A 22,120-nucleotide genomic window follows, 5' to 3' on the forward strand; every position below is an offset into this window, starting at 1 on the left:
TTCGCCGCGGAGTAGCCTCGGGTCGATCACCCCGTCCGTCCAGCCCGGCGGACCACCCTGTATTGAGGAATTGCGATGCCAGCGTTGAGGTCCCGTACCACCACCGTCGGACGCGAAGCGGCCGGAGCCCGGTCCCTGTGGCGCGCCACCGGGATGACCGACGACGACTTCGGCAAACCGATCGTGGCGATCGCGAACTCGTACACGCAGTTCGTGCCCGGGCACGTGCACCTCAAGGACGTGGGCGAGATCGTCGCCGACGCCGTCCGCGCCGCCGGCGGTGTGCCGCGCGAGTTCCACACCATCGCCGTCGACGACGGCATCGCCATGGGGCACGGCGGCATGCTCTACTCGCTGCCCAGCCGCGAGATCATCGCCGACTCCGTCGAGTACATGGTCAACGCGCACACCGCCGACGCGCTGGTCTGTATCTCCAACTGCGACAAGATCACTCCCGGGATGCTCAACGCCGCGATGCGCCTGAACATCCCGACGGTGTTCGTCTCCGGCGGTCCGATGGAGGCCGGCAAGGCGGTCGTCGTCGACGGTGTGGCCCAGGCCCCCACCGACCTGATCACCGCGATCTCGGCGTCGGCCAGCAGCGAGGTCGACGAGGCCGGTCTGTCCGAGGTGGAGCGCTCGGCCTGCCCCACCTGCGGTTCCTGCTCGGGCATGTTCACCGCCAATTCGATGAACTGCCTCACCGAGGCCCTCGGTCTCGCCTTGCCGGGCAACGGGTCGACGCTGGCCACCCACGAGGCGCGCCGTGCCCTGTTCGAGCGTGCCGGTCGGGTCGTCGTCGAGGCAGCCCAGCGCTGGTACCGCGACGACGACTCCTCGGTGCTGCCGCGCAACATCGCCTCGCCCACCGCGTTCCGCAACGCGATGGCCCTCGATGTCGCGATGGGCGGATCGACCAACACCGTCCTGCACATCCTGGCCGCCGCGCAGGAGGGCGAGGTCGCCGACTTCGACCTGTCGGTGATCGACGAGATCAGCCGGAACGTGCCGTGTCTGTCGAAGGTCTCGCCGAACTCCGACTACCACATGGAGGACGTGCACCGCGCGGGTGGCATCCCCGCGATCCTGGGCGAGCTGCGCCGCGGCGGACTCATCGACGACACCGCGTCCACGGTCCACTCGGGCACCCTCGGGGAGTTCCTCGACGACTGGGACATCCGCAGCGGCACCGCGATCGACGAGGCCGTCGAGCTGTTCCATGCCGCACCCGGCGGGGTGCGCACCACCACCCCGTTCTCCACCGCCAACCGGTGGAGCTCACTGGACACCGACGCCGAGAACGGCTGCATCCGCGACATGGCACACGCCTACACCGTCGAGGGCGGCCTGTGCGTGCTCAAGGGCAACCTCGCCGACGACGGCGCCGTCCTCAAGACCGCCGGGATCAGCGAGGACCTCTGGCATTTCGAGGGCCCGGCTCGTGTCGTCGAGAGCCAGGAAGAGGCCGTCGAGGTCATCCTGTCCAAGAAGATCCAGGCCGGCGAGGTGCTCGTGGTCCGGTACGAGGGACCCTCCGGTGGGCCCGGAATGCAGGAGATGCTGCACCCGACCGCGTTCATGAAGGGCACCGGCATGGGCCGCAAATGTGGGTTGATCACCGACGGACGCTTCTCCGGCGGGTCGTCGGGACTCTCGGTCGGCCACATCTCTCCCGAAGCCGCCGCCGGCGGTGTCATCGGCCTCATCGAGGACGGCGACCCGATCCTCATCGACGTCAAGACGCGTCGCCTCGAGGTGCTCGTCGACGACGAGGTGCTCGCCGAACGCCGCGCCAAGATGGAGGCGTCGGAACGACCGTGGCAGCCGAAGGATCGGCAGCGCACCGTCACGACCGCGCTGCGTGCGTACGCGAAGCTCGCGACGTCCGCCGACAAGGGTGCGGTGCGCAAGGTCGACTGACCGCCTTCACCTACGCTCCCTGAGCAGCCCGCGACGAAGGAGCGGGCGTGTCGCAACCGTTCCCTGAGCAGCCCGCGACGAAGGAGCGGGCGTGTCGAAGGGCCGAGCCGCGACACCCGTACTCAGGTCGCGGGATTCCCGGGCGACTCGAATGGGTTGGCGCCGTTGAACATCACCCAGATGATCACCGCTGCCGCGATCCCGATGACGAGCAGCGCCAACGATCCCCACGACGGGCGGCGGGCCCACCCGCGCGGCGCGTCGAGCGAGATGCGGCCGGGTCCGGTGAGGATGATGACGGCGGCGCAGACCGCGAGGAGGAGTTCGTATTCGATGCCGGCGCCGTTGTGGTCGGCGGCGAAGAACCACACCCCACCGGCCAGCGTCGACTTGAACGCGGCGGCCACCAGCATGACGCCCAGGACGGCGGCGGCGGCGATCGGCGTGAACAGCCCGATGACGAGCATCAGGCCGCCGAGGGTCTCGGACAGCGCACCGACGATGGCCAGCGGTTTCACCACATCGGCGTGGAAACCGATCGCCGGATTGGGCGAGTTGGCGAGCATGTCCTCGTACCCGGACAGTCGGGGCCCGTTCCACCAACCGAACAGTTTCTGCGTGCCGTGCGCGAGGGCGATCACGCCGACGGCGACCCGCAGCAGGAGCAGGCCGAGGTCGAGGGTGCCGCGCCGAGCGTTGCGCCGCGCGTCGGCCAGCTCCTGTTCGACGGTGCTCGAGTGATCGAATTCGCCTGCCCCACCCGATGATTCCGCCGAGTCCAGCGCGACCGTGTGGTCGTCGTGCTGCGCGGGGAGCGGGTTGGTGGCGGGGGGCGGTGTCGGTGGCAACGGTGGTGTCGCCGCCGGGATGATCTCGGTGGGTTGGGCGCGGGACTCGTCGGTCCGGAAGGGCTCGGCCGGGCCGGCGTCGGCAGGCGGCACGGCTGCGGCTGCAGGTGCGGGGGGCGGTGCGGCTGCGGCAGGCCCGGGTGCGGCGGGGGGCCGGGGGGCCGCGGCGGGGCCTGCGGCGGGGGCTGGGGCGGCCACGGCGGGGGGCGCGGGCGGTTGCGGCGGCGTTTGCGGTGCCGGAGCCGGTGCGGGCTGGGGCGCCGGCCGCCTCGGCTGCGGCGGCGCCGATGCGGGCCGCTGCGCTGTCATCGGCGTCGTGTGGGCGTCCCCGGCGGCAAGATCCGCGGGATCGATGTCATCGATGTCCTCGACACGCGCCATCCCGGTCCCCGATCCCGACGGCTGATTCGACGACGATCGGCCGGCCGCGGCGTGCTGCTCGTAGAACTCGTCACGCTCGGAGGCCGAGATGAGTCGCCGACGCGCCGCCGGCCCCTGCGGGTTCACCGGTATCTGGCCCGTCGGCTCGTCGTACGGACTGGAGGCGCCCTCGGCGCTCGGGTCACGTTCGCTCACGTTTCCGACTGTAGGCCGTGGGAGCCCGAGGGCGGCCGAGCAGCGCGCGGTGAGTCGTGATCGATCGCCTACCCTGGGTGCCATGCGCACGGGGCGGACGACGACGACAACGCGCGGGCGTGTGCGCCTCGGCGCCGCTGTCGCGGCGATCACACTGACTCTCGCCGCGAGCGGATGCGCCGACTTCACCGCGCAGGACCAGGCGAAGGACGCCGGTTCGTTCAGCGCCAACAACGAATCGCTGGCACGCAAGCAGCAACCGCCCACCAGCACACCCACTCCCCCGGCCGGACCGCCGCCGTCGGGGCCGTGCGTGGATCCCGACCCCGCGGTGATCGCCACGTGCCTCGAATCCACCGCGGCCGTGGCGGCGGCCGACGACAAGGGCGACGTGACGGTGGTCGCCGAACGCACCACGGGCAAGCTCATCACGACGAAACGCTATGCGCCACATCGGGTTCTGGCGACATTTCCGGTCGACGCGTCCGGCGACGGCGGGTTGATCGCCTTCGCCTTCTCGCCGTCGTATGCGCAGGACCAACTGATCTATGCATTGATCACCACGGCGTCGGACAACCGGGTCGTGCGGATCGCGCCAGGCGATGTGCCCAAACCCATCCTGACCGGAATTCCCAAGGGAGCCAACGGCAACATGGGGTCGATGTTCTTCCGCTCGCCCGGCGAACTGGTGGTCGCCACCGGCAACGCCGGCGACCCGGCAGCGGCCGGCGACCCGTCGTCGCTGGCGGGCAAGATCCTTCTCGTCACGTCGTTGCGGTCGGGTGACAATCCACCGCCACGCATCCTCGCCTCGGGTCTGGGTTCGGACGTGTCGATGTGCCAGAACACCGACAGCGGCGCGCTCTACATCGCCGACCGGGCTCCGGCCGCCGATCGGGTGCAGATCCTCGAACCGAACGGACTGAAGGTGCTGTGGACGTGGCCGGACCGGCCGCAGATCGCCGGTTGCGCGGTCGCGTCGGGGAGCATCTTCGTCTCCACCACGCGCACCCAGCACATCGAGGCGATCAACGAGCCGACGCGACAGAAGCCGGCGATCACCCCGCCGGTCGTGCTGTTGGAGAAGCGTTACGGCGCGCTGGGCCGGATGACCGCACTGCCCAACGGGATTCTGCAGTTCACCACGGTCAACCGCATCTACGGCACGCCGGTGACAACCGACGACCGCGTCGTCAAATGGATTCCGCCGTCGTCGTCGGAGGACCGGACGTAACGCACGTCACGTCGAGTGGGCGCCCGCCCGCGTCGAGTGGGCGCCCGCCCGCGTCGAGTGGGCGCCCGCCCCCGTCGAGTGGGCGCCCGCCCCCGTCGAGTGGGCGCCCGCCCGCGTCGAGTGGGCGCCCGCCCGCGTCGAGTGGGCAATGCGCCCCAGCGTCACACGCCCAGTCGACGTGAAACGACGCCCAGTCAACATGAAACGACGCCCACTCGACGTGGGACGGCGCCCACTCGACGTGGGACGGCGCCCAGTCGACGACCGGGGGTCAGCTGCAGGCGGCGAGCACGAGTTCCTTGACGCGGGCCGGATCCGCTTGTCCGCGGGTCGCTTTCATGACGTCGCCGACGATCTTGCCGGCCGCGGCCACCTTGCCGCCGCGGATCTTCTCGGCGATGTCGGGGTTGGCGGCGAGCGCCTCGTCGACCGCCTTCTGCAGGGCGGAGTCGTCGCGGACGACCTCGAGACCGCGGTCGGCGACGATCTGTTCGGGTTCCCCCTCGCCGTCGAGCACGGCGGTCGCCACCTGCTGCGCGAGCTTCGTGGTGAGCTTGCCCTCGTCGACGAGGCCGATGATCGTCGCCACCTGCGCCGGCGAGATGGCCAACTCCGCGAGCTCCACCCCCCGCGTATTCGCTTGCTGCGCAAGGAACGACACCCACCAGCCGCGCGCGGCCTCGGAGCTCGCCCCGGCGTCGACGGTCTCGATGACCAGATCGAGCGCGCCGACGTTGACCAGGTCGCGCATCACCTCGTCGGACACCCCCCACTCCTGCTGGATGCGCGCGCGACGCACCCACGGCATTTCCGGCAAGGTGGTGCCGAGCTCGGCGATCCATGCCGGATCCGGTTGCACCGGAGGCAGATCCGGCTCGGGGAAGTACCGGTAGTCCTCGGCCGTCTCCTTGCGGCGGCCGGGCGACGTGGTGCCGTCGGCCTCGTGGAAGTGCCGTGTCTCCTGCACCACCTCGCCGCCGGCGAGCAGTATGGCGGCCTGACGACGCATCTCGTAGCGCACCGCGATCTCCACGCTCTTGAGCGAGTTGACGTTCTTGGTCTCCGTGCGGATGCCGAATTCGGTTGCGTCCTTGCGCATCAGCGACACGTTCGCGTCGCAGCGCAGCGAGCCCTGATCCATCCGGACGTCGGAGACGCCGAGTGCCTTGAGGAGGTCACGCAGAGCGGTCACGTAGGCGCGCGCCACCTCGGGCGCGCGTTCACCGGCGCCGACGATGGGCTTGGTGACGATCTCGATGAGCGGCACACCGGCGCGGTTGTAGTCGAGCAGGGAATGGTCGGCGCCGTGGATGCGGCCGGTGGCACCGCCGACATGCAGCGACTTCCCGGTGTCCTCCTCCATGTGGGCGCGTTCGATGTCGATGCGCCACGGCGTCCCGTCGGGGAGCACGACGTCGAGGTAACCGTCGACGGCGATCGGCTCGTCGTACTGCGAGATCTGATAGTTCTTCGGCTGGTCGGGGTAGAAATAGTTCTTGCGCGCGAACACACTCGACGGACGGATCGTGCAGTTGAGGGCGAGTCCGATGCGGATCGCCGACTCGATCGCCTTCGCGTTGACCACCGGGAGCGAGCCGGGCATGCCGAGACAGACCGGGCACACCTGCGTGTTCGGGTCGGCGCCGAAGGTGGTCGGGCACCCACAGAACATCTTGGTCTCGGTGCCGAGTTCGACGTGGACCTCGAGCCCCATCACCGGGTCGAATTCGGCGATCACCTGGTCGTAGTCGAGCAGCTCGGTGGTAGCGGCAGTCATGGATGCCATCTTATTGCGCTTGCGCGGAAAACCCGGGTCCGGGTCAGGGCAAACCCCGATGCCCTCGATCCGGTGCATCCGTAGCGTTGACGGTGAGCGAAAGGAAACCCACATGACCACCCCAGTGCCCGCCACCCAACGCCTGATGCGCGCCCGCGACGACCGCTGGATCGGCGGTGTCTGCGGCGGAATCGCCAAACGCTACGGCTGGGACCCCACCCTCATCCGCGTCCTGTTCGTCGCGTCGATCCTGCTCCCGGGCCCGCAGGTGCTGCTGTACCTCATCCTCTGGGTGATCATCCCGCGGGAGCCGGCGATCACCAACGTCGCGTACCCGACCTATCAGACGACCTACCCGCCGGCGAGCTGACGCCGGCGTCGGGCCGCTCAGCCGAAGATGACGCGGACTTCCTGGTACTGATCCGACGGCACCTGCTTCGGATTGGCCAGCGCCTCGTCGAAGGTGATCCGGACGATGTCGGTGCCGCGCAGTGCGACCATCTTGCCCCACGCCTTGTCGGCGACGAGGTCGCTGACCGCCATGCCGAAACGGGTGGCCAGAACCCGGTCGTAGGCGCTGGGCACACCGCCGCGCTGAATGTGGCCGAGCACCGTCGCCCGGGTCTCGATACCGGTCCGCTCCTCGATCAGCGGGGCGAGCACCTCGGCGATACCGCCGAGCCGGGGACGGTTGAAGCCGTCGAGACCCTTGACCGAGTACTCCTCCTTCATGTCGGGGAGCTTGAAGCCCTCGGCCACGACCACCATCGGCGAACGGCCGCGGCTCTTGACGCCGGTCACCCAGGCGCAGATCTGGTCGACGCTCTCCGGCTGCTCGGGGATGAGGATCGCGTGGGCGCCGCCGGCGATGCCGGAATGCAGCGCGATCCATCCGGCGTGGCGGCCCATCACCTCGAGCACCATGCATCGTTTGTGCGAGTTGCCGGTGGTGCGCAGCCGGTCGATGGCCTCGGTCGCGATCTCCACGGCGGTGTTGAAACCGAATGTGTAGTCGGTGGCGTCGATGTCGTTGTCGATCGTCTTGGGCACGCCGACGATGTTGATGCCGTCCTCGAACAGGCGCTTCGACGCCGACGCCGTGCCCTCGCCGCCGATCGCGATGACGCCGTCGATGCCGAGATTCTTGAGGACCTTCTTGATGTTCTCCGGACCGCCGTCGGGTTCCGAGTAGGGCCCAAATCGACTGGTGCCCAAGATGGTTCCACCTTGGTTCGACAGGCCGCGGACCACGGTGCGGTCGAGCTCGATGATGTCCCCGTAGACGAGCCCGTACCACCCGTCGCGGAAGCCGACGAACTCGTGCCCGTAGACGGTCCGGCCTTTCAGGACTGCTCCGCGGATCACCGCGTTCAGGCCTGGGCAGTCGCCGCCACTGGTGAGAATGCCGAACCTCTTGGCCATCTATCCCAACCTCTCTGCTGAACACCGCGTTCTCTTCAGATACTTCCGGCGTCACTCAATCTAGTGGGCGGTGGCGGCATTCGCCTGATGTCTGTGGAGAACCGCCCGGCTATTTCAGGCCGTTCTCGTAGGCGAACACCACCGCCTGGGCGCGATCGCGGAGACCGAGTTTGCCGAGCACGTTGCTGACGTGCGTCTTCACCGTCTGTTCAGCAACGAATAACGTCCCGGCAATCTCGGCATTCGACTTGCCGTCGGCGACGAGATCGAGGACTTCCCGTTCGCGTGGCGTCAACGCGTCCACGACCCGCCGACGGGGTGTGCGGGCCCGGCGGGCGGTCACCTCTTCGATGAGCCGGCGCGCGATCGAGGGGGCGAGCAGCGACTCCCCGGCCGCGACCACCCGCACCGCCCGGACGAGTTCGTCCGCCGGCGCGTCCTTGAGGAGAAACCCCGACGCGCCCAGGCGCAACGCCTCGTACACATAGTCGTCGATGTCGAAGGTGGTGAGCATGAGTACCCGGGTGCCGGTCTCGGCGGTACCGCCGCGCCCGGCGCGCAGGATCTCGGCGGCAGCGCTCAACCCGTCCTTGCGTGGCATCCGGACGTCCATCAGCACGACATCCGGGCGCACTCGGGCGCACAGCTCGACGGCGGCCACACCGTCGGCCGCGTCACCGAGGACGGAGATGTCGGGCTGCGCGGCCAGCAACGCGGAAAAACCCTGGCGCACCATCGCCTGGTCGTCGACGACGACAACGGATACCGGCACAGCGGCGAGCCTAGACCTGCACGGCGCGGGTGACGTCCCCGGCGGCGGTCCGCCCCGCGTGGGCGGGGATCTCGGCATGCACGCGGAATCCGCCCGACTCGGTCGGTCCGGCGCTGAGCACTCCGCCGAGCGCGGCGGCACGCTCGGTCATCCCGGGAATCCCCGTGCCGGCGCCCGCGATGTGCACCGGCTCACCGATCGGCGGGTCGTTGCAGACGTCGAGTTCGAGCACGTCACCGCCGCCGACGGTGCCGAGCCGGATCTCGATCGGTACTCCGGGCGCATACCGGGTCGCGTTGGCCAGGCTCTCCTGGATGATCCGATAGACCACCATCGCGGTGGCGTCACCGATCCGGTCGTGGTCGGTGGCGTCGGATACCGACACCGGTGCGCCGGTGAGCCGGGTCGCGGTGACCAGTGAGCCGACGTCAGCGAGGCCGGGTGCGGGTGCCGCGGGCGCGTCGCCATCGGTCCGCAGCACGCCGAGCAGCTGCCGCACCTCGTCGAGGGATTCCCGGGCCGCGACCGCGATCGCCTCGAATTCCGCGGCGGCGGAATCACTCACGTCATCGAGCCGATACCGGGCGGTCTGCGCCATCACCACCACCACCGACATCCGGTGCGCCACGATGTCGTGCAGATCCCGCGCGATCCGCGCGCGCTCCTCGAGCACGGACTTCTGGGCCTCGACGAGCTGGGTTTCCTCACTCTGGATCGCCAGGTCGCGCCGGGACGACACGACGGCCCGGATCAGCGCGACGACGATGACGGTGAAGGTTGCCGCGAACACCCATCCCCCGCGGGCACCGGACGGCGCCACCTGGAACAGCACCGCCGACGTGCACAACCAGATGACGGGGAGCCAGGACAGCGGGGCACGCAGATAGGCCGTCACGGTCAGCACCAGCAGCACGATCAGGTGGGTCACCTGGATGCCCCACCCCCAACCGTCGACCGTCGGCACCAGCAGCCCGATGAGCTGCGCGGAGACCACCGACACCGCCCACGCGCCGATCGGCGCGGCCCACGCGAATGCCAGCGGGAACGCCGCGAACGCCGCGACGACCGGCAGCACATAGGCGGGCAGATCATGGGTCAGCGGCAACGTGGGCCACGAGATCGCGAACATGACGCCCGCGGCGAACAGGAACAGCCAATTCACCCGCGACGAGAAGTAGTGACGCACCATCGGGTCACGCGCGGGCGGCAGACCACCGGCAGCGCGCGTCGCGGCGCCGACCGCGGTGGAAGTCGTTGCCCAGAACCGTCGAAACATTCTCATCACCTCACCTGTCCACGGTAGGTGGCGCTCGGGCCCCTGTCCTCATACTTTGGAGTGATATCGGTGCCCACTCTTCGGTACGAGGCGCGGCGCCGTGCTCGGCCAGACGACGATCCGAAACTCCCACCGCGGTCGGATGTCTAGTAGCACAGTCGATTTCTAGCGTCGATGGCATGACCCGACATTCACTGCGCACCACGGCTGTGCTGCTCGCGACGGGCATCGTCTCGGCGACAACGGTTTTCGCATCCGCTGCCGCCGCCGGCGCACCTGTTCGCGACAGCCCCGCGATCGCGGGCGAGCGTGCGCCGGCCGACCTCGACACTCCGGCGGGCCGGACCGTCGCCGCCCTGGTCTCCGGCCACCCCACCAGCGCACTCGACGTACTCCCACCCGGCTTCACCGCCCGCTTCGGCTACCGCCCACCGGTGCGCAACGGGTACCCGATCGATCCCCGCGGGTCCTGCTCGTCGCCGATCCCGCTACCCGGTCGTTTCGAGAACCTCTGTGCCACACATGACTTCGGGTACGACCTGCTGCGCTACGCCGGTGAGCACGGCCATCCGTTGCGTGGTTGGGCGCGACGCGACCTCGACCGGCAACTGGTGTCCCGGATGCGTGCGGCGTGCTCATCCCCGGTGTGCGACGCTGCCGCCATCATCGCGGACCGTGCACTTGATCTCAACACATGGCGCCAACACGACGGCCCGCCCGTCGACGGCGAGTCGCCCGGCCATCTCATCGCGACGACCGTCTCGCGGTGTGTCGAAGCCGCGGTGGACGGTCGACCGGGGCTCCGTCGATGAGCAGCCCGAATCCGGCGTCGAGCTCGGTAGACCGCTACGCGCGGCGCGGCAGATGGCCGCATCCGGCGGTCGACGCGATGGCCTTCGCGGGTGCGCTGATCGCGTTGTGGCCGTGCGGACTGCCGCGGCCGGCACCGGTCTCGGGCCTGCTGACCGCCGCGTGCGTCGGGCCGGCGACGGCCGCCGGTCTGGCGCTGACGCGTCGCCGTGCGGTCCGCCCTGCAGCGGAGGCGGTGTCGCTGGTGGCCGCGGCCGGCGGACTGATGTGCCTGGGGGTGATGAGTAGGTCATGGCAGGACGCGCTGCGTGCGGAGGTCGGCGCACCGCATGCGACCCTCGGGTGGTGGCTGGTGTCGGTGGTGCCGGCCATGGTGCTGTTCTGCGCGATCGTGTGGGTGCCGCGGGCGACCGCGCTCGCGGTGGCCGCGGTGGCCGCACTGCTCGCCGGGTATCTGCCGGCCGCGCGCGCCAACGGCCCATCCGTGCCGCACCCGGCGGTGGAACAGCTGCTGGTGCAGGGCGACGCCTCCGATCCGGCCTCGGGGGCGCGGGCGCTGGCATCCCGCTGGACGCACACCGGCGGACTGGATCGCCGGCACGTCGTGATCGCGGTGCCGACCGGATCGGGCTGGATCGACCGCACGGCGGTGACCGGGTTTGTCGACCGGTTCGACGGTGATGCGGTGGTGCTGTCGCTGCAGTACGCGCACGAGTCGTCGTGGCGGGCCTTTGTCGGCGACCGGTCCGCGGCGGGACGCAGTGCGACCGCGCTGCTGCGTGAGATCATCGCGCGTCGCGATCTGCGATCACCCGGGGATCGGCCGGCCATCCACCTCTACGGGCAGAGTCTGGGCGCGATCGGCGCCGACGAGGCGCGCGCGTGGGCTGCGGTGGCGCGGCCCGGTACGGTCACCGACACCATGCTGGCCGGCGTGCCCGCCGACACCGTCGGCACCATCGGCGACGTGGCGGGCGGGCGACGGACGGTGATCGCGAACGAGTCCGATCCGGTCGCCCGCTGGTCGATCGCGCTGCTGTGGCGGCCCGCGCGGTTGCCGTCGGGCACCGTTCTCACCGGCCGCGCGGTGCGACAACCGCCATGGCTACCCGTGATCGGATTCCTGCAGACCAGTGTGGATCTGCTGTCGTCGCTCGACGGGCCGGCGGGGGTCGGTCACCGGTACGCGAACTACCCGATCGGCCCGCGTGCCGCCTCGTAGGCCGCGCCGACCCGGTAGAGCCGGTCGTCGGCGAGTGCCGGCGCCATGATCTGCAGACCCACCGGCAGTCCGTCGTCGGCGGACAGCCCGGACGGCACCGACATGGCGCCCACCCCGGCCAGGTTGACCGGCAGGGTGCACAGGTCGAACAGGTACATGGCCAGCGGGTCGTCGACCTTCTCCCCGATCTTGAATGCGGTGGTCGGTGTGGTCGGCGAGACGAGGACGTCGACCTTCTCGAACGCGGCGGTGAAGTCGCGGCCGATGAGGGTGCGCACCTTCTGCGCCTGTCCGTAGTAGGCGTCGTAGTACCCCGCCGACAGCGCGTACGTGCCGATCATGATGCGGCGCTTGACCTCCGGTCCGAAGCCGGCTTCACGGGTCAGCGCCATGACCTCTTCGGCGCTGTGTGATCCGTCGTCGCCGACGCGCAGGCCATAGCGCATCGCGTCGAAGCGGGCGAGGTTGCTGGACACCTCCGACGGCAGGATCAGGTAGTAGGCGCCGAGCGCATAGGTGAAGTGCGGGCAGGACACCTCGACGACCTCGGCGCCGCGGTCGGTGAGCACCTGCAGGGCCGCCCGGAACGAGTCGAGCACCCCGCGCTGATATCCCTCGCCGCCCAATTCGGTGACGACGCCGATACGGACACCCGAAAGATCCTGTTCGACTCCGAATTTCGCGGCAGCCACCATGTCGGGCACCGGTGCGTCGACGGAGGTGGAGTCACGATGGTCATGCCCGGCGATCACCTGATGCAGCAGCGCGGTGTCCAGCACGGTGCGACCGCAGGGACCGCCCTGGTCCAGCGACGACGCACAGGCCACCAGGCCGTACCGCGACACCGTGCCGTAGGTGGGTTTGACGCCGACGGTCGCGGTGACCGCGGCCGGCTGCCGGATCGACCCGCCGGTGTCGGTACCGATGGCCAGCGGGGCCTCGTACGAGGCCAGGGCGGCCGCGCTACCGCCGCCGGAACCACCGGGAATTCTGGTGGTGTCCCACGGATTTCGCGTCACCTGATAGGCCGAGTTCTCGGTGGAGCTGCCCATCGCGAACTCGTCCATGTTGGTCTTGCCGAGGATCGGGATGCCGGCCGCGCGCAGACGTTCGGTGACCGCGGCGTCGTACGGCGGCACCCAGCCCTCGAGGATCTTCGACCCGCAGGTGGTGGGCGCGTCGACGGTGGTGAAGACGTCCTTGAGGGCGATCGGCACGCCTGCCAGCGCCGACGGCGCATCTCCGGCGGCGATCGCGTCGTCGGCCGCCTTCGCGGCCACCAGCGCCTCGGCGCCGCTCACGTGCAGGAACGCCCCGAGTTGATCGTCGACCTCGGCGATCCGATCCAGATGCGCCTGGGTGACCTCGACCGACGACAGTTCGCGGGCGGCGATCTTCTCGGCCAGTTCGGCGGCGGTGAGTCCGGTGATCTCCCCGGCGGCGCGGACGTCGGCGGTCACTGTTCCTCCCCCAGGATCTGCGGAACGGCGAAGCGGTCCTGTTCGACGGCGGGCGCCCCCGACAGCGCCTTTTCGGTGCTCAGCCCGGGTGTGACGGTGTCCGGCCGCAGCACATTCGCGAGTTCGGCGGGATGCGCGGTACCGGGGACATCGTCGGCGGCGACCTCGGAGACCTGCGCCACATGGGCGAGGATCGAGTCGAGTTGCTGCGCGTACTGGTCGAGTTCGTCGTCGGTCAGCGCGAGCCGGGACAACCTGGCGAGGTGCGCGACCTCCTCCCGAGAGATCGCCGAGGATGCTCCGTCCGACATCGCCGCGTCCTTTCTCACCGTGTCGTGGTGTGGTTGCCACCAGCCTATGGGAGCACCCCGACAGCGCTGCATCGGCGTCGGCCGCCGCCGCACACGTAGCGTTGACGGCATGATCATCGTCACCACGAACGACATCCCCGGATACCGCATCGCCCACACCTTCGGCGAGTGTTTCGGCCTGACCGTGCGCTCCCGCAACATCGGCTCCAACATCGGCGCGGGCTTCAAGGCGATGGCCGGCGGCGAACTCAAGGGCATCACCCAACTCCTCCACGACTGCCGGCAGGAGGCGCTACAGCGGCTGGCGGCCGAGGCCCAGCAGCGGGGGGCGAACGCCGTGGTGGCGTTCCGGTTCGAGACCACCGAGTTCGGGGGCAGCGGCATCGAGGTGTGCGCCTACGGCACCGCGGTCGGCGTCGAATCGCTGTCGCCCGGGCAATAGCGGGTCAGGTGAGCCAGCGCTTGAGCCGAGCGGTGATCCACGGCAGCACGAAGTAGACCATCAGCGGGGTGTTGATCAGCGTGGCGATGAGGGTCTTGAGCGCCAGCGGCAGGTCGCCGAGGTGCGCGATGACCGCGAAATTGATCAGCAGCGACATCGGGAAGAAGCCCAGCCAGATGGTGATCGCCTGCTTCCACCGCGCCGGCGGCGCACCGACCACCCGCACGGCCTCGGTCAGATGCTGCTGGGGTTCGAACCACCCCTCGATGCCGGAGAGCCGATGGGTGGCGTACTCCACCGCGACGCCCTCGCCGCGGGAGAGCCACGCCTTGCGCACCGGTGATCGCTGCCAGTCGTCCATCGTCTGGTCGTCGGCGAAGCGGTAGACGACGTAATACTCGTCACTGATCCGCGAATTGCGCAGCCAGCCGCCGCCGAGGAACCCGGGAAAGGTGCGCGCCAGGGCGATGCCGGCGTCGGTCCAGCCGACGAACTCGTGCTCGCGGCCGGGCGTGATCCGGCGGGCGACGGAGGCGGTGACCTGTGTCGATCCGCCCCGGTCCGCTTCGGTGTTCTCGGATTCCATGCGGTCCATCGTCGCGCGACCGCGAACGACGCGCAGGGATCCGGGCGGCATGTCACGTATCGGGGCCGCCGCGCGTCTCGTCACACGCCGGACACACCGCAATGCGACAATGGCGCCCGTGTCCTACCTGTTGCGGGTCTACCTCAATGATCGGCCGGGCAGCCTCGGATTGCTCGCCGTCCAACTCGGCTCGGTGGGTGCCGACATCCTCTCGCTGGAGGTCGTCGAACGTGGAGACGGGTATGCGGTCGACGATCTGGTCGTGGATGTGGCCCCCGGCGCCCTGCCCGACAGCCTCATCACCGCGGCCGAGAAGGTGAAAGGGGTGCGGGTCGACTCGATTCGGCCGTACACCGGTCTGCTCGACACCCATCGGGAACTCGAACTCGTCGATCAGGTCGCGACCGCGGAGCACGGCCGACTGCAGATTCTCGTCGACAACGCGCCACGAGTCCTGCGCGTGTCGTGGGCGACGATCGTCACCCACGCCAGTGGCGGTGTGCTGCAACTCTTCGGCAGTTCCGGCGCGCCGGAAACCCCGCTCGGTCGTGTCGACTGGTTGCCGATCGAGCGTGCGGCGCAATTGGATTCCGATGCCGCGTGGGTTCCGCGCGCCTGGCAGGACATGGACATGCGGATGGCCGCGGCGCCGTTGGGCAAGGGCGACAAGGCGATTCTCCTCGGTCGCATCGGCGGACCGGATTTCCGCCCGTCCGAGATCGCACGGCTGGGGTATCTCGCGGGGATCGTGTCGACGGTGCTGCGCGCGGAGGGGTGATGCGCGCGAATTGCTCCGACCACGGTCACGAGGTCGGGGATTCGTCGCGGATTCGGTGGTTCGCCGCCTAAACGCGCACTCTGCGCGATCACACGACAATTATCTCCTCGTGATCGCTCAGGGAGCGCGTTTAGGCGAGTACCCGGCACAGTCATTGCTTCTCGGCGCCCGCCGGCGACGAAAGCTGCTGCGCGCGGGACGCGGACGAGGTGCATGTTCAACCGGGAGCCGCGGACCCGACCCCGACGTCACTTTCGCGGCGACCGACCGGCGCGTCTCTTCCGGCACAACGCACGACTGGAATCACGGCATCGGTGAGATCGTCACCGCGCGGCTCACCGCGAGCGGGTGCCGCCCTCGTTCACCTTGCGGGCGACCCAGTCACGCGTCGGCCGGCCCCTCCCCCGTCTCCAGCAGCACCTTGAACGCATCCTCGTCGAGCACCGGCACACCGAGCTGTTCGGCCTTGGCGGCCTTGCTGCCCGGCGAGTCCCCGACGACGACGTAGTCGGTCTTCTTCGACACCGACCCTGACGCCTTTCCGCCACGCACCAGGATCGCCTCCTTGGCACCGTCGCGGGAGAAGTCCTGCAGCGAGCCGGTGACGACGATCGTCTTGCCCTCGAGGGTCCGCGCGATGGATTCGTCACGCTTGTCCGCCATGGAAACACCTGCGGCACGCCATTTCTCGACGATCTCACGGTGCCAATCGACGGTGAACCAGTCGTGGATGCTCTGGGCCAATGTCATACCCAGGCCCTCGACTCCGGCGAGGTCCTCCACACTCGCGTCCTCGATCGCCTGCAGCGACCCGAACTCGGTCGCCAGGGCCCGCGCCGCCGTCGGGCCGACATGCCGGATGGACAACGCCACCAACACCCGCCACAGCGCAACGTCCTTGGCGCCGTTCAGATTTGCCAGCAGCCGCTTGCCGTTGGCGGACAGCGCCCCGGCCTTCGTGGTGAACAGGTCGGTCTTGGCGAGATCGTCGGCCGTCAGCGAGAACAGGTCACCCTCGTTGTGGATCACGCCGGAGGTCAGCAGCGCCGTCGCGGCCTCGTAGCCGAGCGCCTCGATGTCGAAGGAGCCGCGACCCGCAAGGTGAAACAGCCGCTCGCGCAGCTGCGCCGGGCAGGATTCGGCGTTGGGACAACGGATGTCGACATCACTGTCCTTCTCCGGCCGCAACTGCGCCCCGCATTCCGGGCAATGTGTCGGCATCACGAATGCCCGCTCACTGCCATCCCGGACGTCGACGACCGGTCCGAGGACCTCCGGGATCACGTCGCCCGCCTTGCGGATGGTGACGGTGTCGCCGATCAGGACGCCCTTGCGTTTGACCTCGGACTCGTTGTGCAGCGTGGCGCGCGAAACCGTGGAGCCGGCGACGAGGACCGGTTCCATGAACGCGAACGGGGTGACGCGGCCGGTGCGGCCGACCCCGACCTTGATGTCGAGGAGCTTGGTGGTGGCCTCTTCGGGCGGATACTTGTAGGCGATCGCCCAGCGCGGGGCGCGCGAGGTGGAGCCGAGGCGGCGCTGCAACGAGACGTCGTCGACCTTGACCACGATGCCGTCGATCTCGTGTTCGACATCGTGCCGATGCTCGCCCCAATACGCGATCTTGTCCAGAATCTCCTCTGTACCAGAGGCTTTGGTGGTGTGGGAGGACACGGGCAGCCCCCACTCCCCGATCGCGAGGTAGGCGTCGTGCAGTGTCTCGGGTCGCCAGCCCTCGGTGTGGCCGATGCCGTGGCAGATCATCCGCAGCCGTCGCCGTGCGGTCACCTGAGGATTCTTCTGCCGCAGCGAACCGGCCGCCGAGTTGCGCGGATTGGCGAACGGCGCCTTGCCGTCGGCGACCAGCGACGCGTTGAGCGCCTCGAAGTCCTCCACCCGGAAGAACACCTCGCCCCGCACCTCGAGCACCTGCGGGACCGGGTAGGTGGCGGACCCGGTAAGGCGTTGCGGCACATCCTCGATGGTGCGCGCGTTCAGCGTGACCTCCTCGCCGGTGCGTCCATCGCCACGCGTGACCGCCCGCGTCAACGCACCGTCGATGTAGACCAGACTGAGCGCCACCCCGTCGATCTTCAACTCGCACAGGAACTCCACACCGGATCCGGTGTCACCCTCGACGCGGTCGACCCAGGCGCGCATCTCGTCGGAGTCGAACACATTGTCCAGCGACATCATGCGCTCGAGGTGATCGACAGCGGTGAACGCGGTGGAGAATCCGCCGCCCACGAGCTTCGTCGGGGAGTCCGGTGCCGCGAGTTCGGGGTGTGCGTCCTCGAGATCCTGCAGGCGGCGCAGCAGCGTGTCGAACTCGCCGTCGGTGATGATGGGGGCGTCTTTGACGTAGTAGCGGAACTGGTGGTCGCGGATCTCGTCGGCGAGCGACGCCCACTGCTCCCGCGGGTCGGCGCTGATGTCCTGCACTGCTGCGTCGGGATCTCCGTCTTTCACCACCCTGAAAGCCTAGCGAAGGGGTCCGACACCCAGGATTTCGCGCGACCCGGCCGCTACGGTGGTGCAGAGACGCCGGATCAGAAGGAGACGCCGTGAGCATGGCCGATCGGTACCTGCGCAACTTCGAGGTCGACACGCTGCGCGTCGGCGATCTCGTGGACGACGGCGGTCACGGCGCCGCCCGCTGCACCTCCACTTCGGCCGCCGAGGCCGGATGGTGGCTGTGTGACCGCGCGGATGGCCACACCGGCGAGCATGCCACCGTCTCTCACTCCGGCATGGTGCTGGCCACCTGGGCCGACGGCGACTTCGACGCGCTGCTGCAGCCCACGAAGGCTGACTGATCATGCCGCATCCCATCATGTTCGACGACGACGATCCCGTCCTGATCCGGGTCCGCGAGATCGCGCTCGCGTTGCCCGACGCCACCGAAGTGGTGGCCCACGGGCGCCCAACGTTCCGGTGCGGCAAGATGTTCGGCAATTACGGTGGCAGCGTGAAGGGCTCCAAGGTCCGCCACGACCAGTCACTGCTGTTCATTCCCGACGAGTCCGAACGCCAAGCGCTGCTTGGCGATTCGCGCTTCTATCTGCCCGCCTACCTCGGACCGTACGGCTGGCTCGGTCTCCTGCTCGACAACGCCACCGACTGGACCGAGGTCGGCGAACTCCTCGACGCGAGCTACCGGCAGGTGGCGCCGAAACGGTCGATCGCCAAGCTGCCCGCCATCGACTGACGCCGGACACGCCAGATCCACGGCCACCTGGATCGCGGTGATCTACAACGTCGGCGCGATCATCGGCGGACTGATCGCCGGCGCACTCTCGGAGCGGCTCAGAGCGCATCCGGGTCGGCGCCGAGCGACTCCCCGGCCTTCGCACAGATCCTCAGGGCCGACTTCGCCCATTCCGGCGTGGCACCCGCCAGCCCGCACGTCGGACTCACCACGACGTTCTGCGCCAACACTTTTCGATTCAGGCCGATCCGGTCGACGAGCCCGGCGACACCGGTCGCGACGGTCTCCGCCCGGACCGCACGCCCGCCCCGGACGCTCGGCACGACGCCGGCCACCAGCACGTCGCCGCGATCGACGAGCGCGCCGATACCGTCGAGGTCGGCCGAATCGGGTGAGGTGACGTCGAGCGACCACGCGACGCCGGGCAGGCGCTCGATGAGATCCCACCGCGGCGCGGCACAGCTGTGCACCACGACCGGCTGCGCGGCCAGTTCGATGATCTGCGTGAGGGATTCGGCGACGTCGGGCGCCGGTACCGCGCGGATGGTGTCGAATCGGGTGAGCGGGGTGACCGCGCCGTCGATGACCGATCCGATCATCGGTTCGTCGATCTGCACGACGACCTCGGCACCGAGCCGACGGTTCACCTCCGTGACGAGTTCCCGGACACCCTCGGCGGTGGAGGCGACCACGTCGCGCCAGGCGCCCTCGTCGCGTAACACCTTGTGTCCGTTGGGCAGTTCCACCGAGGCCGACAGGGTGAACGGTCCGCACACCTGAATCTTGAACGGCCGGCCACTGCCGATGAAACCGGCTGCGTCCCAGAGCTCTTCGACGCCGTCGAGGTCGGCGGCGAGAAAGTCGCGGGCCCGGCGGGCGAGCGCCGAACCACGTCCGGCGAGCCGATAGCCCGTGACCCCCGCGTCCATCGGCAGGTCGACGAGGATCGCGGCCATGCGGCCGATCAGGTCCGCGCCGGCGCCGCGCGCGGGCAACTCGACGAGGTGGGGAAAGTCGAGTTCGCCGTTGACGATCGCCGCGGCCTCGCGGGGATCGGTGCCGGGCATCGACCCGATGCCGGTACCGACGCCGGTCGGGATGCTCACGCGTCGGCGCCGGAGGAGACCGCCTGAACCGCGGCACCCGACGCCGGATCTGAGCTCGTCGCCGCGATGCGTCCGGAACCCAGCACCAGATCGCCGCGCTGCGCGTCGGGCAGGTAGAGCACCGCCGCCTGTCCGCGGGCCACGCCGGTGAGCGGTTCCCGCAGGGCGATCTCGATCATCGGCTCCCCGTCGGGACCGACGGTCGGGGTGGCGATCACCGGCGCCAGACCGCCGTGCGCGCGGACCTGCACCGTCGCCTCGACGGGCCCGTCGGGCACCTCACCCGACGTCCACACCGCACGGCGTGCCGTGATCGACCAGATGTTCAGGTGATCGGCGGACCCGACGGTGACTGTGCCGGAGTCGGGGTCGATGCCGGTGACGTAGCGGGGCTTGCCGTCGGCGGCGGGCGCGTCGATGCCGAGACCCTTGCGCTGGCCGATGGTGAAGCCGTGGACACCGTCGTGCGAGGCCAGCGCCTCACCGCTGTCGGCGTCGACGACCGCACCCGGGCGGATGCCGATGCGGGCGCCGAGGAAGGCGCGGGTGTCGCCGGTCGGGATGAAGCAGATGTCGTGCGAGTCGGGCTTGTCGGCGGTGATCAGGCCGCGTTCGGCCGCCTCGGCACGGATCTGGCTTTTCGGGGTGTCGCCGATCGGGAACATGGCCCGGGCGAGCTGATCGCGGGTCAGCACGGCCAACACGTAGGACTGGTCCTTGTCGTCGTCGACGGCTCGGCGGAGCTCACCGTCGGCGAGCTGCGCGTAGTGCCCGGTGGCCAGCGCGTCGAAGCCGAGCGCGACCGCCTTCTGTGCCAGGGCGGCGAACTTGATCTTCTCGTTGCAGGTCAGGCACGGATTCGGGGTCTCGCCGGCGGCGTAGGCCGCGACGAACTCGTCGATCACGTCGTCCTTGAAGCGGTCGGCGAAGTCCCACACGTAGAACGGGATGCCGAGGACGTCGGCCACCCGTCGGGCGTCGGAGGCGTCCTCCTTGGAGCAACAGCCCCGCGATCCGGTGCGCAGCGCGCCCGGCGCGGTGGAGAGCGCGAGGTGTACGCCGACGACGTCGTGTCCGGCAGCGACCGCTCGCGCGGCGGCGACCGACGAGTCGACCCCGCCACTCATGGCGACCAGTACCCGCATGTCCTAACGTCCCTTCCCGCTCGGCGACGACACCAGGCCGGCGGCGCGGGCGCGTTGCACGACCTCGCCGATGACCTCGGCAACGGCGTCGATGTCGGCGTCGGTCGTCGTCGGCGCCAGGGAGAACCGCAACGACCCGCGGGCGGTTGCGACGTCGAGGCCCATGGCCAGCAGGACGTGACTGGCCTGCGCGACGCCCGCGGTACAGGCCGAGCCGGTGGAGCACTCGACGCCGTTGGCGTCGAGCAGCATCAGCAGCGAATCGCCCTCGCAGCCGTCGAACGAGACGTGCGCGTTGCCGGGGAGTCGGGCCGCGCCGATCGGGCCGTTGACGTGTGTACCCGGGAGTGCCAGGAGCACGTCGAACAGCCGGTCGCGGCGCTGCCCGACGAGGTCGGTGTCAGCGGTCAGATGTGCGACGGCGTGGGCCAGGGCCGCGGCCATGCCCACCGCTCCGGGAACAGCCTGGGTGCCGGAGCGCACATCGCGCTCGTGACCGCCGCCGTGCAGCAGCGGAACGCAGTCGACGTCGCGACGCAGCAGCAGCGCGCCGATGCCCTGGGGACCGCCGAACTTGTGGGCGGCGAGGCTCAACGCGGACAGGCCGCTGGCGCCGAAGTCGACCGGAATGTGGCCGACCGCCTGCACGGCGTCGGAGTGCACCGGGACACCGAACTCGGCGCCGAGGGCGGCGACCTCGGCGATCGGCTCGATGGTGCCGACCTCGTTGTTGGCCCACATCACCGAGATCAGCGCCGTCTGCTCGGCGTGGTCGGCGAGTTCGGCGCGCAGGTCGGCGAGCGACACCATTCCGTCCGCATTGACCGGCAGCACGACGAGTTCCGCGTCGTCGGACTCGGCGAGCCAGGTCGCGGGGTCGAGCACCGCGTGATGTTCCACCGCGGAGACGATGACCCGCCGCCGATCCGGGTTCTGCTCGCGTCGTGCCCAGTAGATGCCCTTGACGGCGAGGTTGTCGGCCTCGGTGCCGCCGCTGGTGATGATGACCTCGGAGGGTCGGGCGCCGATCGAGCGGGCGATGGATTCGCGCGCTTCCTCGAGCCGGCGTCGCGCCCAGCGCCCCGAACCGTGCAGCGACGAGGCGTTACCGGGCTGGGCGTAGACAGCGGTCATCGCCTCGATGGCGTCGGGCAGCATCGCAGTCGACGCGGCGTGATCGAGGTAGACCGGGGCGCGAGAAGGCATGGACATGTCGTTGCCAAGGAT

The 22,120-nt window shown here is 69.6% G+C and carries 21 protein-coding genes; 9 read left to right on the forward strand and 12 right to left on the reverse strand.

Features of this window, described 5'->3' with window-relative positions; genetic code table 11:
- Positions 1 to 75: 75 nt before the first annotated feature.
- Positions 76 to 1,920, forward strand: coding sequence for a dihydroxy-acid dehydratase (ilvD, locus tag ACWDTI_RS07180; RefSeq protein WP_449737348.1), 1,845 nt, complete (start codon positions 76 to 78; stop codon positions 1,918 to 1,920).
- A gap of 122 nt (positions 1,921 to 2,042) precedes the next feature.
- Here the strand turns inward: ilvD and ACWDTI_RS07185 are convergent, their stop codons facing one another.
- Positions 2,043 to 3,344, reverse strand: a complete 1,302-nt coding sequence (locus ACWDTI_RS07185; protein ID WP_449737349.1) for a DoxX family protein — start codon at positions 3,342 to 3,344, stop codon at positions 2,043 to 2,045.
- 82 nt (positions 3,345 to 3,426) lie between these two features.
- Here ACWDTI_RS07185 and ACWDTI_RS07190 point away from each other — a divergent pair, with 82 nt between their 5' ends.
- Positions 3,427 to 4,578 (forward strand): PQQ-dependent sugar dehydrogenase, encoded by a 1,152-nt coding sequence (locus ACWDTI_RS07190; protein WP_449737350.1) that lies wholly within the window; start codon positions 3,427 to 3,429, stop codon positions 4,576 to 4,578.
- A 271-nt stretch (positions 4,579 to 4,849) separates the two neighbouring features.
- On the opposite strand, the gene gatB is transcribed toward ACWDTI_RS07190, so the two are convergent.
- Complete coding sequence (gene gatB / locus ACWDTI_RS07195; RefSeq protein ID WP_449737351.1) at positions 4,850 to 6,355, reverse strand: Asp-tRNA(Asn)/Glu-tRNA(Gln) amidotransferase subunit GatB; 1,506 nt, start codon at positions 6,353 to 6,355, stop codon at positions 4,850 to 4,852.
- A gap of 112 nt (positions 6,356 to 6,467) precedes the next feature.
- Between gatB and ACWDTI_RS07200 the strand changes: the two genes are divergently transcribed.
- A complete protein-coding gene (locus tag ACWDTI_RS07200; RefSeq protein ID WP_449737352.1) occupies positions 6,468 to 6,725 on the forward strand; it encodes a PspC domain-containing protein in 258 nt (85 codons plus the stop codon).
- Between the two features lie 17 nt (positions 6,726 to 6,742).
- Here the strand turns inward: ACWDTI_RS07200 and ACWDTI_RS07205 are convergent, their stop codons facing one another.
- From ACWDTI_RS07205 to ACWDTI_RS07215, 3 genes are all read right to left on the reverse strand, one after another.
- Entirely contained in the window at positions 6,743 to 7,777 is a 1,035-nt protein-coding gene (locus ACWDTI_RS07205) for a 6-phosphofructokinase (protein WP_449737353.1), read from the reverse strand.
- A gap of 109 nt (positions 7,778 to 7,886) precedes the next feature.
- Positions 7,887 to 8,549 (reverse strand): response regulator, encoded by a 663-nt coding sequence (locus ACWDTI_RS07210; protein ID WP_449737354.1) that lies wholly within the window; start codon positions 8,547 to 8,549, stop codon positions 7,887 to 7,889.
- Positions 8,550 to 8,559: 10 nt separating this feature from the next.
- On the reverse strand, positions 8,560 to 9,825 hold the full coding sequence (locus ACWDTI_RS07215) for a sensor histidine kinase (protein WP_449737355.1): 1,266 nt from the start codon (positions 9,823 to 9,825) through the stop codon (positions 8,560 to 8,562).
- A gap of 179 nt (positions 9,826 to 10,004) precedes the next feature.
- Here ACWDTI_RS07215 and ACWDTI_RS07220 point away from each other — a divergent pair, with 179 nt between their 5' ends.
- The gene (locus ACWDTI_RS07220; RefSeq protein ID WP_449737356.1) at positions 10,005 to 10,637 is read left to right on the forward strand and encodes a hypothetical protein; all 633 of its coding nucleotides are present in this window, start codon (positions 10,005 to 10,007) and stop codon (positions 10,635 to 10,637) included.
- Entirely contained in the window at positions 10,634 to 11,857 is a 1,224-nt protein-coding gene (locus ACWDTI_RS07225) for an alpha/beta-hydrolase family protein (protein ID WP_449737357.1), read from the forward strand. Before ACWDTI_RS07220 ends, ACWDTI_RS07225 begins: the two co-directional genes overlap by 4 nt.
- Here ACWDTI_RS07225 and gatA read toward each other — a convergent pair.
- Both gatA and gatC read right to left on the reverse strand, forming a co-directional pair.
- Complete coding sequence (gene gatA / locus ACWDTI_RS07230) at positions 11,827 to 13,317, reverse strand: Asp-tRNA(Asn)/Glu-tRNA(Gln) amidotransferase subunit GatA (RefSeq protein ID WP_449737358.1); 1,491 nt, start codon at positions 13,315 to 13,317, stop codon at positions 11,827 to 11,829. The two genes, ACWDTI_RS07225 and gatA, sit on opposite strands and share 31 nt — an antisense overlap.
- The gene (gene gatC / locus ACWDTI_RS07235) at positions 13,314 to 13,628 is read right to left on the reverse strand and encodes an Asp-tRNA(Asn)/Glu-tRNA(Gln) amidotransferase subunit GatC (RefSeq protein WP_449737359.1); all 315 of its coding nucleotides are present in this window, start codon (positions 13,626 to 13,628) and stop codon (positions 13,314 to 13,316) included. Before gatC ends, gatA begins: the two co-directional genes overlap by 4 nt.
- 109 nt (positions 13,629 to 13,737) lie before the next feature.
- Between gatC and ACWDTI_RS07240 the strand changes: the two genes are divergently transcribed.
- The gene (locus tag ACWDTI_RS07240; RefSeq protein ID WP_449737360.1) at positions 13,738 to 14,070 is read left to right on the forward strand and encodes a YbjQ family protein; all 333 of its coding nucleotides are present in this window, start codon (positions 13,738 to 13,740) and stop codon (positions 14,068 to 14,070) included.
- Positions 14,071 to 14,074: 4 nt separating this feature from the next.
- Here the strand turns inward: ACWDTI_RS07240 and ACWDTI_RS07245 are convergent, their stop codons facing one another.
- Positions 14,075 to 14,656 (reverse strand): antibiotic biosynthesis monooxygenase, encoded by a 582-nt coding sequence (locus tag ACWDTI_RS07245; protein WP_449737361.1) that lies wholly within the window; start codon positions 14,654 to 14,656, stop codon positions 14,075 to 14,077.
- A gap of 109 nt (positions 14,657 to 14,765) precedes the next feature.
- Between ACWDTI_RS07245 and ACWDTI_RS07250 the strand changes: the two genes are divergently transcribed.
- Entirely contained in the window at positions 14,766 to 15,434 is a 669-nt protein-coding gene (locus tag ACWDTI_RS07250; RefSeq protein WP_449737423.1) for an amino acid-binding protein, read from the forward strand.
- Between the two features lie 381 nt (positions 15,435 to 15,815).
- Here the strand turns inward: ACWDTI_RS07250 and ligA are convergent, their stop codons facing one another.
- Complete coding sequence (gene ligA / locus ACWDTI_RS07255; protein ID WP_449737362.1) at positions 15,816 to 17,906, reverse strand: NAD-dependent DNA ligase LigA; 2,091 nt, start codon at positions 17,904 to 17,906, stop codon at positions 15,816 to 15,818.
- 92 nt (positions 17,907 to 17,998) lie between these two features.
- Between ligA and ACWDTI_RS07260 the strand changes: the two genes are divergently transcribed.
- Positions 17,999 to 18,250 (forward strand): hypothetical protein, encoded by a 252-nt coding sequence (locus ACWDTI_RS07260; protein ID WP_449737363.1) that lies wholly within the window; start codon positions 17,999 to 18,001, stop codon positions 18,248 to 18,250.
- Positions 18,251 to 18,252: 2 nt separating this feature from the next.
- Positions 18,253 to 18,642, forward strand: a complete 390-nt coding sequence (locus tag ACWDTI_RS07265; protein WP_449737364.1) for an MmcQ/YjbR family DNA-binding protein — start codon at positions 18,253 to 18,255, stop codon at positions 18,640 to 18,642.
- A 98-nt stretch (positions 18,643 to 18,740) separates the two neighbouring features.
- On the opposite strand, the gene ACWDTI_RS07270 is transcribed toward ACWDTI_RS07265, so the two are convergent.
- Genes ACWDTI_RS07270 through ACWDTI_RS07280 form a run of 3 tightly spaced genes read right to left on the reverse strand, consistent with a single transcriptional unit; the run spans position 18,741 to position 22,099 of the window.
- A complete protein-coding gene (locus ACWDTI_RS07270) occupies positions 18,741 to 19,748 on the reverse strand; it encodes a vitamin-B12 independent methionine synthase (protein WP_449737365.1) in 1,008 nt (335 codons plus the stop codon).
- Positions 19,745 to 20,893, reverse strand: a complete 1,149-nt coding sequence (gene mnmA, locus ACWDTI_RS07275; protein WP_449737366.1) for a tRNA 2-thiouridine(34) synthase MnmA — start codon at positions 20,891 to 20,893, stop codon at positions 19,745 to 19,747. The genes ACWDTI_RS07270 and mnmA overlap by 4 nt, the downstream gene beginning before the upstream one ends.
- A 3-nt stretch (positions 20,894 to 20,896) precedes the next feature.
- On the reverse strand, positions 20,897 to 22,099 hold the full coding sequence (locus ACWDTI_RS07280) for a cysteine desulfurase family protein (protein ID WP_449737424.1): 1,203 nt from the start codon (positions 22,097 to 22,099) through the stop codon (positions 20,897 to 20,899).
- Positions 22,100 to 22,120 lie beyond the last annotated feature (21 nt).

The sequence above is a fragment of the Gordonia sp. NPDC003424 genome, from assembly GCF_053588655.1.